The sequence below is a fragment of the Microbacterium sp. zg-YB36 genome, from assembly GCF_024623575.2.
GTDB lineage: Bacteria > Actinomycetota > Actinomycetes > Actinomycetales > Microbacteriaceae > Microbacterium.
The window spans coordinates 1,464,480-1,477,916 of sequence record NZ_JANJFD020000001.1; the positions used below are offsets into that span (position 1 = coordinate 1,464,480).

Below are 13,437 nucleotides of genomic sequence, written 5' to 3' on the forward strand. Positions count from 1 at the left end.
TCAGAGACGCACTCGCACCTGTGCTTTGCCGAGCACGGATGTTCCGCCGCTGGTCACCGTGAGGTCGACACGGGCGGTTTGCTCATCCACGGCACCGATTGTGGCGGTGACCTCCACGTCGGCGCCGTTCTCGGCGTCGACGATGACGGGTCGGGTGAACCGCACGCCGTACTCCAGGATGCGACCGGCGTCACCGAGCCACGGCACGATCGTCTCGACGGCGAGCCCCATCGTGAGCATGCCGTGTGCCAGCACGCCGGGCAGCCCCACCCGCTCGGCGACGGCGTCGCTGTAGTGGATGGGGTTGAAATCTCCGGATGCTCCGGCGTACCGCACCAGCGACTCGCGAGTGAGGTGCACGGTGCGCTGGGCGACGACGTCTCCGACGGTCAGTTCGCTCATGCGTCCTCTCCCCCGATCAGCAGCACCGAGGTCGCCGTGACGACGTGAGCGCCGGTGGCGTCGGTCATCTCCGCTTCGCTGGTGACCATCGCGCCCTTGCCGAACGGGCGGACCGTGGCGACCTTCAGGGTCGCGGTGATCTCGTCACCGGCCACGATCGGCCGGGTGTAGCGGAAACGCTGCTCCGCGTGGATGGTGCGCTCCAGCGCGATGCCGGAATCCGGCTCGGCCAGCAGCTGCTGCAGGGTGAGGTCCTGGACGACCATCGCGAAGGTCGGCGGGGCGACCACGTCGGGGTAGCCCAGTGCCTGCGCGGCGGCGGGGTCGGTGTGCTGCGGGTCGGTCGCGTGAACGGCGCGGGCGAACTCGCGCACCTTCTCACGCCCCACGAGGTACGGCGTCGTCGGCGGGAAGACACGACCGACGAGCTCGGGATTCACGGACACGCGTTCCATCCTTTCACAGCCGCGTGCGGCGGCCGCGGCGTCACGACCGGCGGCCGCGCCACGCGCGCAACGCCATCTGCACCGCGATGAAGGCGAGGAACACCGCGAACAGCATGTTGGCGGTGAAGGGGTCCAGCAGCGTGGCGATCCAGGCGCCCAGGGCCGTCGTAGTGCATGCGGCGACACCCACCAGCGCTGCGGCGAGCAGGTCGACGTTGCCGCGGCGGATGTTGCCGATCGTGCCGGAGAGCGCGGTCGGAATCATCATGAGCAACGACGTGCCCTTGGCTATGAGGTCGCTCGTGCCGAACAGCAACATGAGCGCCGGCACCACCACGACGCCGCCGCCGACGCCGAGCAGGCCGGCCAGGATGCCGGTGACGAACCCCAACACGACCAGGCCCGCTCCGCTGAACCACGTCAGCACGAGTTCGGCGTCGCGGGACGGGATCACCAGGAACAGCGACACGATCACCACGACCAGGAACCCGACGAACCCCCACCGCAGCGCGTTCTGCGGCAGCCGCGCCAACAGCCACGAGCCCAACTGCGCGCCGATCACGGCGGCGACGGCGAGGATCAGCGCCGGGATCCACGCGACCGAGTCGTTCAGCGCGTAGGAGATGACGCCGACCGTCGCCGTCGGCACGATCGCCGCGAGCGACGTGCCTGCGGCGAGGCGGTGGTCGAAGTGCAGCAGCAGCACCAGCAACGGCACGATGACGGTGCCACCGCCCACGCCGAACAGACCCGAGAGCAAGCCGGCGCCGAGGCCGATACCCAGGCACGCGAAGATGAACCGGGCCGAACGTTCGGCCCGTTGGGGGGAGGAGGGCATCGCTTACCAGACGTCGTCGATGGCCCAGCCGTCGCCGGCGGGGACAAGGGTGTACTCGTACGGGGTCGAGACCGCCTCCGGCGTCGCCAGCGGCTGGTCGTTCTCGTCGATGAGGCTGAGGAACGTCTCGGTCGTCATGACCGTGATGACGTCATCCTCCCGCTCCACCGAATCGACGGCGATCTCGTACTCATCGGTGGATTCACCGAAGATCTCGGCCTCTGCCTCGAATGCCGCGCAGTCGGTCATGCCGACGGCGGTGCGGTAGTCCTCGGTGGTCGAGGCGAAGTACAGGGCGCAGTCCGCTTCGTTCCAGGCCTCGTCATAACGCTCGACGGTCACAATGGCTGCGCGTTCCGCGTCGCCGCCGGCCGCGCCTTCGGTGGGGACGAGTGCGCTGATGATCCGCGGGATGAACACGGCGGCCAGCACGATGAGCCCGATCACCACGACGCCCAGCACGACGAACACGATCCACAGCTTCGACTTCTGCGCCGGGGCCCCCGGGGAGGACGGTGAGGACTGCGGTGTCTGGCCGGCGTATCCCGGATAGCCGGCGGGTGCCTGCGGTTGCACGTGCTCGGTCCAGGCGGATCCGTCCCACCACCGCTGGGTGCCGCTGCCGTCGTCATACCAGCCCGGAGGGGTTGTGCTCATGGCGTTCCTTCGCGTCTAGGACGACCCAAGCCCGGCGACGGATGCCGCCGTGATTCAGCCTAGGGCCAGCGGTTCCGGCGCCACAGCTACCGCACGCCGCGCGGAGAACCAAGCGTGAGCGATGAGATTGTTCTCACCTTCGCGCACGCTTCGGCCGCATCCGGGTTAGCGTTGCAGTGCACTACCCCGGTTGCGCGGTGTTCGGGTCACCCCGACCGGGAAGACGGCCCGGGCGTTCACGCCCGGGCCGTGTCATGTTCACCGGGCGATCAGAAGGTCGCGAGGTCGGGGTCGGCGCCCACGCGCTGCCCGCGGTCGATCGCATCGATCGCGGCCATCTCGGACTCCGACAGCTCGAATCCGAACACGTCGAAGTTCTCCGCCATGCGCTCACGCGAGTTGGACTTGGGGAACACGATGATGTCCTGCTGCAGGTGCCAGCGGATGACGACCTGCGCGGGCGTGGCGCCGTGGGCGGCGGCGGCATCCGCAATCGCCTGCTCGCCGAACAGATCGTACTTGCCCTGCCCGAGCGGGCCCCACGCCTCGGTGCGGATGCCGAGCGGCTCGGCGAACGACCGCAGCTCGCGCTGCGCGAAGGCGGGGTGCAGCTCGATCTGGTTGACCGCGGGCACGGTTTCCGACTCGGCGAGGATGCGCTCGAGGTGCGAGCGGTGGAAGTTCGAGACGCCGATCGAGCGGGTCAGTCCCCGGTCGCGCAGCTGCTCTAGCGCCCGCCAGGTCTCGGCGTAGCGGTCCAAGTCAGGGCGCGGCCAGTGGATCAGATACAGGTCCACCTGGTCCAGGCCCAGCTTGTCCAGGCTCGTCGCCAGCGCGTCGAACGACGACTGGGTGCCCTGATCGGCATTCCATAGCTTGGTGGTGACGAACAGTTCGTCACGGGGGATGCCGGATGCCGAGATCGCACGGCCGACACCCTCCTCATTGCCGTAGACGGCTGCGGTGTCGATGTGGCGATAACCGACCTCGAGCGCGTCGGTGACGATGCGCTCGGTCTCGGCGGGGTCGACCTTGAAGACGCCGAAGCCGAGTTGCGGGATGGTGTGGCCGTCGTTGAGCGTAAGAGTGGGAACAGTCATAGCTCCCAGCCTGACACGACCGGGCTCACCGCGTCGCGTCCTGGTGCCAGGTCACAGCCCGTGTTCCGGCGCTCCCGTCCACACGGCCTCCTCAGCGACGAGATCCTCGAAGATCGTGACCACCCCCGATCCGCTTTCGGATGCCACCAGGCGGTAGCCACGGGGAAGATCATCCACGAGCTGCCGTGCCCTCGGTCCTCCGACCAACAGATACACCATGCAGGCACCGTATGCCCGGTGGAGCAATATGCGGGAGAGGTTGCGCTGGGACGCTGAGGGCTCTAAGAGATAAGCTCGGTCGTGCTGCACGCCACCCGCTCGGGTGTGTGACTCACCCAGCCAGAAGGAAGTGTTGCACCGTGGGTACCTTGTACTACGGCGGCGAGTCGACGCCCGTCAACATCGAGGATCGCGCACTTGCGCACCTGAAAGTCGTGATCGCGACCAAGCTGCGCCGCGGGGAGAGCTTCACCGTTTCCTGGCGGCATCCCGACGACCAGCCGCGCGGACGCAGCACGGTGTGGATCCACCCCTCCATCCCGCTGCGCTTCGTCTTCGACGATCCAGAGCCCACACAGCTCAGCCGCAGCTGGGTCGAGGAGCTCGCCAGCAGCGCGAACTCGTCCGGTGGCGTCATGCTCATCGCAGAGCACTTCGACACCGAGGCGATCGACGTGGTCGATGACCACCGCGAGGACTCCTCGGCAGCGCTCGCGTAACAGCCCCGCTCACAGGCACAGCCTCACGACGGGACCCGGTGCGCCCGGCCCGTCTGCGGGATAGGTTTCGGTCATGCCGAACGCCCTGACCATCGGCACTCGACACGGCTCGAGCGCCACTGCCCACGTTCTCGCGACGAAGCTGAACCGGCACACCTTCTGGTGCGGCCAGAGCGGGTCGGGGAAGACCTATGCCCTCGGCGTGCTGCTCGAGCAGCTGATCCTCGAGTCGGGTGTCAAGAAGTACCACCACCACATCGTCGGTGACCTCACGCTGAGCTTCAACGGACTCGACCTCGTCGGTCATCCCGCGATCCAGCTCACGGTGCTGACGGCCGAGCCCGGCTCCGAAACGCACCAGGCCCTGCACCTGCTCGGTACATGGTGGAAGACGCAGAGTCAGACGGTGCCCGCGTCGCTCTGACTATGCGGTCAGGTCGCGCAGGGCGAGGGGAAGCTCCGTCACGAGCTCTCGTGCGAGAAAACCGAGTCCGAGCCGGTCGGTCAGGCGGTCGCCCGCTCGCGCGTGCACCGACGCTCCCCACACCGCAGCCCGTGCCAGGCCAGTACCGCGTGCGACGAACCCGGTGACAGCGCCCGCCAGCACGTCGCCGCTGCCCGAGGTGGCAAGCCCCGGCCCGCCGCCGCTGATCCGGAACGCGGTGCCGTCCGCGTCGGCGACGACGTCGTAACAGGCGACGACCGCCCGATATCGGTGCGCAGCCTTGCGCACCGGGAGTGCCAGGTCGTCGCCGATCTCATCGCCGGCAGAATCCACATCCAGCAGGATCGCGAGTTCCTCGCGGTTGGGAGTGAGCAGCAGGTCGTCCGGCAGCCGCGCCCGGTCGACCTGCGGCAGGATGCCGAGGGCGTACGCGTCGAGCACAAGTCGGCGCGGACCCGCATCGGCGACGGCGAGCAGGGTGTCCCGCGTCTCGTCGGCGTCGTCGAAGCCTGGACCGACGAGCACGGCGTCCGCGTTGGCGATGTTCTGCCGCGCCGAGTCTTCGAACGGGTCGGATGCCTTCTCCGGCAGGGCGTAGATGGCCGCTTCGGGCAGCACGGTGCCCACCTGCGCGTCGATGGAGCCCGGCACGAAGACGCCGAGCCTGCCGGCACCGACCCGCAGGGCCGCTTCGCCTGCCAGCATCACGCCGCCCGGGGTGCGGCGCGAGCCGCCGACGACCAGCACGTCGCCCCGCGACTTCTTGTCGGCGCCGGGATCGGGCAGCCCCCATGACGTCAGCAGGTCCGGCGTGACCGGCTGCGGGTTACTTTGCGCGGGCATCAGAACCTCCGGGGAACCCGACATCGGGGGTGCCGGGGTGAACGGTGACCTCGGCGCCCTCCTCGCGCAGATGGCTCACATCGGCGAACATCGACATCCGCCACCCATCTTCTGAGAAGTCCAGGCGCGTGATCGAGGCGTTGAGCACCGGATTGGCCGAGGCGAACTCGAGCACCTCCTGCTCCTGCAGGTCCAGCAGCAGCGAGGCGATGAGGGTCACGACCGCGTCGTGGGCGACGATGAGCGCGGACTCCTCCGGGCGGGGGAACAGGTCGTTCAGGAACGACCGCATCCGCAGCACGACATCCGCCCACGATTCCCCGCCGGGCGGTCGGTGATAGAACTTGCCGAGCCGCCGGCGCCGCTCGGCCTCCTCGGGATGCAGACGCGCGACGCCCTTGCTCGTCAGAAGATCCAGGATGCCGAGCTCACGGTCACGCAGTCGTTCGTCGACGCTGGCGACGGCGGGACGCTCGCCCAGCGCGATGGCCAGGGTCTGCCGGGCGCGCAAATATGGCGAGACGCAGTAGGCCTCGATCTCGTGGGCGTGCTCGTCAAGCCACCCGCCCAGCGCCGCGGCCTGCTCCTCCCCCGTCTCGGAGAGGGGCACATCCGCATCGCGGATGTCGAGCGGGATCCGTTCGAGGCCCTCCCGCTCGGCGCGGGTCGCCGCGACGTTTCCCACGCTCTCACCGTGTCGTACGAGCCACAGAGTCTTCACCGGCATCCGCCCACCCTAGACGGTGGTCGTTCATCGGCACCGGGGGTTGCGCTGGGATCGATTCGCTGTGCGCGCCACTTACGCGTGCGCGGCGATCCCGCGGAGGAACCGACGCGTCACGATGCGGTGCGCCCCCGAGTGGATCACCAGTAACCGATATGCCCATCCCAGAACTCCCGGGAACTCCGCGGTGGTCTGCGCCGACAGTGTCGCGCCGGTGGCGGCGGGCTCGATCGTGAACACCAACGCGTAACGCGAGAATCGGTGATGGCCGGCGAGGACCAGTTGTTTCCCCGGCACCACGCCACGGACGGCGAATCCCGGAATGGTTGCGCCCACGGCGGGGAAGACCCCTGTTGCACGCGAGGGATGCGCGCCGATGAGGTACCAGACCTCGCGACACCGCGAACACGCGGGGAAGGTACGAACACCAGCGGATGACAGCCAACTCAACGCCTGCATCGTCCCAGGAAATCGGCTCTCGCGGCCAGTGCCCGTCCGCCCTATCCTGAGCGATACCGGTGACGGTTGGAGGGGCGATGGCGATCTTCTCGCGGGGTTTCGGCGGACGGCGGCGCGAGTCGGACCCGAACCTGCCCCCAGGGCAATACCTCACGGAGGACTTCCCCGTGCTCTCCGCCGGTCCGACGCCGCGGATCTCCACCGACGAGTGGGCGTTCCGGATCGTCACCGAGAGCGGCAGCCAGACCACCTGGACGTGGGACCAGTTCTTGGCCCTGCCGATCGAAGACGTGCACACCGACATCCACTGCGTGACCCGCTGGTCCAAGCTCGGCACCAGCTGGCGCGGCGTCTCGGTCGACACCCTCCTGTCGGCGGTGGACACGGATGCCGAGTTCGTGATGGCCCACTCGTACGGCGGCTACACCACCAACGTGCCGATGGAGGATTTGCTCGGCGGCAAGGCCTGGGTCGCGTTCGAGTTCGACGGCGCACCCTTGGAGCCCGAGCACGGCGGCCCGGCGCGGCTGCTGGTGCCGCACCTGTACTTCTGGAAGAGCGCGAAGTGGGTCAACGCCCTGGTGATGCAGGACCGCGACCGGCCGGGTTTCTGGGAGCAGAACGGATACCACCTCCACGGCGACCCCTGGCAGGAGGAGCGCTACTGGTGATCGTCGGCGACTGGCGGCCGGCCCACGTCGCAGCGGTGTCGCAGGCAACGGCGCATGCCCGCATCCTGTGGCTGGACGTCCCCGGGTGGCCGGGCAACCTTCCCGGGCAGCACCTCGACCTCCGCCTCACCGCCGAAGACGGCTACCAGGCCGAGCGTTCCTACTCGATCGCCACGTCGGGGCCGGCACAGGCGATAGAACTCGGGGTCGACCGCGTCGACGACGGTGAAGTCTCGCCGTACCTCGTGGATGTCATCGAGCCCGGGGACATGCTCGAGGTGAAGGGCCCGCTGGGCGGCTACTTCGTGTGGGATGCCGCGGACCCATCCCCCGTGCAACTGGTCGCCGGCGGCTCCGGGGTCGTCCCGCTCATCGCGATGGCGCGCGCCCGCGCCGCCGCCGGTGGCGGTGCCCCGTTCCGCCTGCTGTACTCGGTGCGCTCGCCTCACGACGCGATGTACCGGGCCGAGATCGCGGAACTCACCGCCGCCGGCCTGGAGACGACCTGGATCTACACACGCGAGGCACCTGCCGGGTGGTCGGGCGGCGTCGGCCGCCTGACGCCTGCCGTACTCGCGGCATCCGTCTGGCCGGTCGAGGCGGCCCCGACGATCTTCGTCTGCGGGCCGACCGGGTTCGTCGAGGCCGCCGCCGACATGCTGGTGCAGGCGGGGCATCCGCCGCAGCAGGTGCGCACCGAGAGATTCGGAGGGTCGTGATGGACAGCACGCCTCATCCTGCGACGGATGCCGATCGCACCGTCGTCCGCCACGTCGACGGCAACGCGCTGGCGGGTTTGCTCGCCGACGTCTTCGCGACGGACATCACCGTCGCGGTGATGGTGTGCGCCGGTTGCGGCGCGAGAGGCCCGCTCGGGGGTGCCGACGTCGAGGACGACGGCGTGGCCGCGATCGTGCGCTGCCGCTCCTGCACCCACACGATGCTCACCGTTCTCCGCTGCGCGGACGGGCTGACGCTACGCGTGGGCGCCCTCGACCGGATCGAGCTGCCGCGGGAGATCCCGAGCGCCTAGGGGCTCCCGCGGGCACGAAAAAACCCCCGGAAATCCGGGGGTTTCAATCTGTAGCAGGAGAGAGATTCGAACTCTCGACCTCACGATTATGAGTCGTGCGCTCTCACCAACTGAGCTACCCTGCCGCGACGCATCCGGTGGATGCTTCGAGCCCCGAGTCAGGATTGAACTGACGACCCCTTCCTTACCATGGAAGTGCTCTACCACTGAGCTATCGGGGCGTGCAGCCTGCAAGCAGGCAACTAGACGAGGATATCAGAGCAAAAGCATCCTCAGAAACGCGGGTCACCCCACGGTGTGCTGGTACATCCACTCGAGGGGGTCGACCTTGGTGGTGCCGTTCTGCCACACCTCGAAGTGCAGGTGCGCGCCGAACGAGTAGCCGGTGTCCCCGACGGTCCCCAGCACGTCGCCCGCCTTGACGGTGTCGCCGGTGCTGACCCGCAGCGAGCCGTACTCCATGTGGGCGTAGTGGCTCGAGACGAGCTCGCCGTTGATCTCATGGTCGACAACGACGTGCACACCGTAGAGGCCGCCCGATTCGGTCGCGATGCGAACCGTGCCGTCGGCGATCGCGTGGATCTCCGCGCCCTGCCCCGGCACGAAGTCGACGCCGTGGTGCATGCTGCCGTCGCGCATCTGGAAGCCCCACGTGTAGGGCACACCCACCGGGAAGGGCCACTGCACGGGAGAGCTGGGGTTGCTGATGAAGGAATTGTCGAAGTTGCGCACGCCCGAGGCGGCCGCCAGATCGGCCATCGTGGCGGTCGAATAGCTCTCGGTGCGTTCGAGGGTCACGTCGTGCACGGTCGATGAGGCGACGAAAGCCTGAATCTCCTCACCGTCGGCCGAGGCGGCCGCGCTGGGCGACGTGGTCGCCACATCGGCCTTCAGATCTGCGGAGGCCGAAAGTGCCGCAGCGGGAGTCGTCAGCCCGACTGCGAGCAAGCCGACCACGCTCATGGCGCCGATGGACACGGATGCCGCGGCGAGACGCTTGCGGGCCGACGTCCACAACGGGTGGCGGGGCTGCGCGCTGGCCGGCGCACAGGGCGACTGCTCCTGCGCGAGCGCGGCGGCAGCCACCTGCACGGGCGTCTGCCCGGTGAAGGCGAACAGCCGGGCGGCACGCTCGAACTCGTCGCCCTGCAGCGGGGCGGGCACGTCGCCCACGACGCGGCGCGCGCGGCGGGAAGCCGGGGGCGAGACGGCCTCACCGACAGCGGCGGACCCGATAGTGGTTTTCGTTGGCCCTGTCAAGGGGTGCGCATCAGGAAGCAGGGATGCGGGAAGCTCTACTTCAGCAGCCGCGACAACAAAGGCTGCACCCTCACCGGCTTCGCTTTGCGGCGGCGTCGGCTGAGCAGCACGGCGGCGCAATTCAGCGCGCGTGAGGGCGCCCGAGGTCTCGGGCGCTGGTTTGGCGACGGTGCGGCTGGACCGGCGCGAAGGCGCAGGAACTGCCGGATGGGCGTCGAAGGTCAACTCGTGGCTCTCGGGTCAGCCGCTCGGGGGGCGGAGGGACGTCTTCGGGTGGAAGTGACGTCACCTTCGTCGTTCGGGCCGAGAAAGTAACGATCGTATAAACACTACCGCGCGCACGCCCGAAATGCCACGCGAGTATTGGACCGATTCATTCGGCGCGCCCAACCTCCGGCGCGGCGCCCGAGAACAGCACCTGCGACAGGCGCTCGACCAGGGTCGCGTTGCCCACGATCGTCATCTCGCGCGTCGGCGCGGCGCCCGGGACCCCGACCGCCACTCCCCCGGCTTCTTGCACCAGCAGCACTCCGGCGGCGTGGTCCCACGGGTTCAATCCGCGTTCGAAGTAGCCGTCCAGTCGGCCCGCCGCGACGTAGGCCAGATCAAGCGAGGCGGCGCCGATGCGGCGGATGTCCCGCGCGAGCGGCATGACCCGTCCGAGCAGCGCGAGCTGCGGGGCGTGGCTGGCCGGGTCGTAGCCGAAGCCGGTTGCCAGCAGGGATCCGGCCGGGTTCACCTCGCCGTTGACGGCGATGCGACGGCCACCCAGCCAGGCGCCGCCGCCGCGCACGGCATGAAACATCTCGCCCAGCGCCGGGGCATACACCGCTCCGGCGAGCGCGGTCCACGTGCGCGGATCGGGGTCGCCGCTGACGGCGGCGATGCTGACGGCATACGACGGGATGCCGTAGGCGTAGTTGACCGTGCCGTCGATGGGATCGACCACCCAGGTGATGCCGGTGGTGCCGGGTTCGGCGTCGGACTCCTCCCCGAGGAACCCGTCGCCCGGTCGGGCTGCCGCGATGCGCTTGTGGATGAGAGCCTCGACCTCACGGTCGGCCTCGGTGACGATGTCGGCGAGCGCCGACTTGCTCGCCGCGATCGACACTCCCTCACTGCGGCGCGCGTGCGCGAGCGCCCCGGCCTCCGTAGCGATCTCGATGGCGAGCGTTCCAAGTTCTTGCTCCAGACTCATGCGCTCCACGCTACGCGCACTATCGTGGCGCCATGGTCGAGGCAGCCCGCACGCACGACGTCGTCATCGTCGGGGGTGGGCATAACGCCCTCGTCGCAGCCGCTTACCTGGCCCAGGCCGGCAAGACCGTGGCGGTGCTGGAGCGGCTCGCGCACTTCGGCGGTGCCGCGGTCTCGGAGCAGCCGTGGGCCGACATCGAGGCGCGATTGTCGCGCTACTCCTATCTGGTCAGCCTGCTCCCGGCACGCATCGTGGACGACCTCGGGCTGCGCATCACGCTGCGCCGCCGCCGTTACTCCTCCTACACGCCCGACCCGGCACGACCCGAACGCGGCATCCTGATCGACACGGCGGATGCCGCTGTCACCGCCGAGAGCTTCACCCGCACCACCGGCGATGCCACCGAAGCGCAGCGGTTCGCCGCGTTCGGGGCACGACTGAACCCGCTCGCCCGAGCGATCTTCCCGACGGTCACCGAGCCGCTGGCCCGCGCGAGCGAGCTGCGCGCCCGCGTCGGCGACGATGCCCTCTGGGAGGCGGTGACGGCGGCCCCGCTGGGCGCACTGCTGCGCGAGAGCCTGCACACCGACCTGGGGCGGGGCATCGCGCTGACCGACGGCCTCATCGGCACGTTCGCCGCGAGCGACGACGCGAGCCTGCGACAGAACCGCTGCTTCCTCTACCACGTCATCGGCGGCGGCACCGGAGACTGGGACGTACCGGTGGGCGGCATGGGCCACGTCTCGGCAGAGCTGGAGCGCGCCGCGCGCGCGGCCGGCGCCCAGCTCATCCCCGGCGCGCGCGTCACATCGGTGGCACCCGACGGTGAGGTGCGCACCGCCGACGGCAGATCCTTCTGCGGCCGGATCGTGCTGAGCGGCGTGGGTCCCGCGGTGCTGCACGAACTTCTCGAGGCGACGGGCGCGGCCTCCGCGGTTCCGCGGCGTCCAGAGGGGGCACAGGTCAAGGTGAACATGCTGCTGCGCCGCCTGCCACGGCTGCGCGACACCGCGGTGGCACCCGCTGCCGCATTCGCCGGCACGTTCCACATCAACGAGACGTTGACACAGTTGGATGCCGCGCACGCTGCGGCATCCGCGGGGCGACTGCCCGAGCCGCTGCCGGCGGAGATCTACTGCCACTCGCTGACGGACCCCACGATCCTGGGACCCGAGCTGCGCGCGTCCGGCTCCCACACCCTGACCCTGTTCGGACTGCAGGTGCCACACCGGGTGATTGCCGGTGTGGACCCCGACCGCGCGCGCGCCGACCTGCTGAGCGCCGCGCAGGCGACGCTCGACAGCGTGCTCGCCGAGCCGATCACCGACGTGCTCCACGAAACCGCCGACGGCGCGCCCTGCATCGAGGCGCGCACCACCGGCGACCTCGAAACGTCACTGGCAATGACGGGGGGCGACATCTTCCACGGCGACCTGTCGTGGCCCTGGGCGGATGACGACGAGCCCCTCGACTCCCCCGCGCACCGCTGGGGCGTGGCCACCGACCACGCCCACGTGCTGTGGTGCGGCTCGGCGGCACGCCGCGGCGGCGCGGTCAGCGGCATCGGTGGCCACAATGCGGCCATGGCCGCGTTGGAGCTTCTCGGGCGATAGGCCTTACGGCTTCGGCGGCAGCGGCGGCACGGGGGGCAGCGGCGGCACGGGCGGCAGCGGCGGCTCGGCCTCGGGCTGCGGCGCGGGCGTGTGCGAGGACGGTCGCGTCTGCTCGGTCGCATCGTCGACCGGCGCCGGCTCGTACGCGACCGCCGCATACGGGTCGTGTGCGTGCGCCGCGGGCGCACTCTGCTGCTCGACAGCGGGCGTGGATGCCGCATTCGCCGGTTGCGAGTACGTGGGGTACCCGGTGTAGTACGCGTTCCAATCCGGCGAGCCGTCAGGCATGACCGGCAGCGGCGTGTAGCCGTCGGCGTACGTCGGCCACTGCTGCGTGACCGGCTGCTGCGCCTGAACCGGTGCGACGTGCGCGACGGGAGCGGCGACCGGGCGGGGCTTCTTGGGGGCGAACAGCACGTTCACGAGCGGCACGAGAGCCGTACCGACGGCGGCGAGGATCGAGATGGCCACGACGATGCGCCAGTAGATGGCGAGGAACTCGAAGAACTCCGACAGCATCAGCGGGATCACCAGCATGACCGCAAGGATCACGACCAGCCCAATGGTGACGTAGGTCACGATCGTGGTGAACGACGTCGCATACCGCGCGTGCGCCTTCGTGAAAAGTCGAATGTGCAGCAGGGCGAGTTGCAGCACCAACACGATCAGCAGGAAGCGGAAGAAGCGGTCAGCCCCCACCCCGAAGTAACGGTCGGCCTCCGGCATCCAGATCATGAATGCGCCGATGAGGAGCGTCGCCACCCATACGGCCATACTCGCCAGGGCGAACCAGGCGGGGCGTCGGTCGGCCAGTTGCGCCTCGAGGATCGAGACACCGGCGAACGACGCCAGCAGCAGGATCGTCAGGAATGCACGGCCGACCAGGCCGTTTTCTGGGCCGAACAGCACCCAGACTACGCACACCAGGGCCGCGGCGATCATCGCTCCGATCGCGACCCAGATCGCAGTGCGAAGTAGTTTGGCGGACGCGGGGCTTGTGATGGGCTCGGTCATCGTCGATCCTCTCCC

At 69.3% G+C, this 13,437-nt stretch carries 18 protein-coding genes and 2 tRNA genes; 6 read left to right on the top strand and 14 right to left on the bottom strand.

The window, feature by feature from the left end; translation table 11 throughout:
- From NQ151_RS07515 to NQ151_RS07540, 6 genes are all read right to left on the bottom strand, one after another.
- Positions 1-402: a MaoC/PaaZ C-terminal domain-containing protein gene (locus NQ151_RS07515; protein WP_257507950.1), complete on the bottom strand. Its 402-nt coding sequence runs from the start codon at positions 400-402 to the stop codon at positions 1-3.
- Positions 399-848: a MaoC family dehydratase N-terminal domain-containing protein gene (locus NQ151_RS07520; protein ID WP_257507949.1), complete on the bottom strand. Its 450-nt coding sequence runs from the start codon at positions 846-848 to the stop codon at positions 399-401. The genes NQ151_RS07515 and NQ151_RS07520 overlap by 4 nt, the downstream gene beginning before the upstream one ends.
- A gap of 40 nt (positions 849-888) precedes the next feature.
- The gene (locus NQ151_RS07525) at positions 889-1,686 is read right to left on the bottom strand and encodes a sulfite exporter TauE/SafE family protein (RefSeq protein ID WP_257527596.1); all 798 of its coding nucleotides are present in this window, start codon (positions 1,684-1,686) and stop codon (positions 889-891) included.
- Between the two features lie 3 nt (positions 1,687-1,689).
- Positions 1,690-2,343: a DUF2510 domain-containing protein gene (locus NQ151_RS07530; RefSeq protein ID WP_257507947.1), complete on the bottom strand. Its 654-nt coding sequence runs from the start codon at positions 2,341-2,343 to the stop codon at positions 1,690-1,692.
- 269 nt (positions 2,344-2,612) lie between these two features.
- The gene (locus NQ151_RS07535) at positions 2,613-3,443 is read right to left on the bottom strand and encodes an aldo/keto reductase (RefSeq protein ID WP_257527597.1); all 831 of its coding nucleotides are present in this window, start codon (positions 3,441-3,443) and stop codon (positions 2,613-2,615) included.
- Positions 3,444-3,494: 51 nt separating this feature from the next.
- The gene (locus NQ151_RS07540; RefSeq protein ID WP_257527598.1) at positions 3,495-3,662 is read right to left on the bottom strand and encodes a hypothetical protein; all 168 of its coding nucleotides are present in this window, start codon (positions 3,660-3,662) and stop codon (positions 3,495-3,497) included.
- A 140-nt stretch (positions 3,663-3,802) separates the two neighbouring features.
- Between NQ151_RS07540 and NQ151_RS07545 the strand changes: the two genes are divergently transcribed.
- Together NQ151_RS07545 and NQ151_RS07550 are read left to right on the top strand one after the other, a co-directional pair.
- Positions 3,803-4,162, top strand: coding sequence for a DUF7882 family protein (locus NQ151_RS07545; RefSeq protein ID WP_257507944.1), 360 nt, complete (start codon positions 3,803-3,805; stop codon positions 4,160-4,162).
- A gap of 73 nt (positions 4,163-4,235) precedes the next feature.
- Positions 4,236-4,586, top strand: a complete 351-nt coding sequence (locus NQ151_RS07550) for an MmyB family transcriptional regulator (RefSeq protein ID WP_257527599.1) — start codon at positions 4,236-4,238, stop codon at positions 4,584-4,586.
- On the opposite strand, the gene NQ151_RS07555 is transcribed toward NQ151_RS07550, so the two are convergent.
- From NQ151_RS07555 to NQ151_RS07565, 3 genes are all read right to left on the bottom strand, one after another.
- The gene (locus NQ151_RS07555; RefSeq protein WP_257507940.1) at positions 4,587-5,450 is read right to left on the bottom strand and encodes an NAD(P)H-hydrate dehydratase; all 864 of its coding nucleotides are present in this window, start codon (positions 5,448-5,450) and stop codon (positions 4,587-4,589) included. It lies immediately after the preceding gene.
- A complete protein-coding gene (locus NQ151_RS07560; RefSeq protein WP_257507939.1) occupies positions 5,434-6,177 on the bottom strand; it encodes a histidine phosphatase family protein in 744 nt (247 codons plus the stop codon). Before NQ151_RS07560 ends, NQ151_RS07555 begins: the two co-directional genes overlap by 17 nt.
- 72 nt (positions 6,178-6,249) lie before the next feature.
- Positions 6,250-6,510: a hypothetical protein gene (locus tag NQ151_RS07565; RefSeq protein ID WP_257527600.1), complete on the bottom strand. Its 261-nt coding sequence runs from the start codon at positions 6,508-6,510 to the stop codon at positions 6,250-6,252.
- A gap of 200 nt (positions 6,511-6,710) precedes the next feature.
- Here NQ151_RS07565 and NQ151_RS07570 point away from each other — a divergent pair, with 200 nt between their 5' ends.
- Genes NQ151_RS07570 through NQ151_RS07580 form a run of 3 tightly spaced genes read left to right on the top strand, consistent with a single transcriptional unit; the run spans position 6,711 to position 8,337 of the window.
- On the top strand, positions 6,711-7,304 hold the full coding sequence (locus tag NQ151_RS07570; RefSeq protein WP_257527601.1) for a sulfite oxidase-like oxidoreductase: 594 nt from the start codon (positions 6,711-6,713) through the stop codon (positions 7,302-7,304).
- The gene (locus NQ151_RS07575) at positions 7,301-8,023 is read left to right on the top strand and encodes a ferredoxin reductase (RefSeq protein ID WP_257527602.1); all 723 of its coding nucleotides are present in this window, start codon (positions 7,301-7,303) and stop codon (positions 8,021-8,023) included. The genes NQ151_RS07570 and NQ151_RS07575 overlap by 4 nt, the downstream gene beginning before the upstream one ends.
- A complete protein-coding gene (locus tag NQ151_RS07580) occupies positions 8,023-8,337 on the top strand; it encodes a DUF6510 family protein (protein ID WP_257527603.1) in 315 nt (104 codons plus the stop codon). The genes NQ151_RS07575 and NQ151_RS07580 overlap by 1 nt, the downstream gene beginning before the upstream one ends.
- Before the next feature lie 51 nt (positions 8,338-8,388).
- Here NQ151_RS07580 and NQ151_RS07585 read toward each other — a convergent pair.
- From NQ151_RS07585 to NQ151_RS07600, 4 genes are all read right to left on the bottom strand, one after another.
- Positions 8,389-8,462, bottom strand: a tRNA-Met gene (locus tag NQ151_RS07585).
- Between the two features lie 24 nt (positions 8,463-8,486).
- Positions 8,487-8,558: transfer RNA gene (locus tag NQ151_RS07590), tRNA-Thr, on the bottom strand.
- Positions 8,559-8,622: 64 nt separating this feature from the next.
- The gene (locus NQ151_RS07595) at positions 8,623-9,510 is read right to left on the bottom strand and encodes a M23 family metallopeptidase (RefSeq protein ID WP_257527604.1); all 888 of its coding nucleotides are present in this window, start codon (positions 9,508-9,510) and stop codon (positions 8,623-8,625) included.
- 460 nt (positions 9,511-9,970) lie between these two features.
- Positions 9,971-10,795, bottom strand: a complete 825-nt coding sequence (locus NQ151_RS07600) for an inositol monophosphatase family protein (RefSeq protein ID WP_257527605.1) — start codon at positions 10,793-10,795, stop codon at positions 9,971-9,973.
- A 32-nt stretch (positions 10,796-10,827) separates the two neighbouring features.
- Between NQ151_RS07600 and NQ151_RS07605 the strand changes: the two genes are divergently transcribed.
- Positions 10,828-12,408: a phytoene desaturase family protein gene (locus tag NQ151_RS07605; protein ID WP_257527606.1), complete on the top strand. Its 1,581-nt coding sequence runs from the start codon at positions 10,828-10,830 to the stop codon at positions 12,406-12,408.
- 3 nt (positions 12,409-12,411) lie between these two features.
- Here NQ151_RS07605 and NQ151_RS07610 read toward each other — a convergent pair whose 3' ends face one another.
- A complete protein-coding gene (locus NQ151_RS07610) occupies positions 12,412-13,422 on the bottom strand; it encodes a hypothetical protein (protein ID WP_257527607.1) in 1,011 nt (336 codons plus the stop codon).
- Between the last annotated feature and the right edge of the window lie 15 nt (positions 13,423-13,437).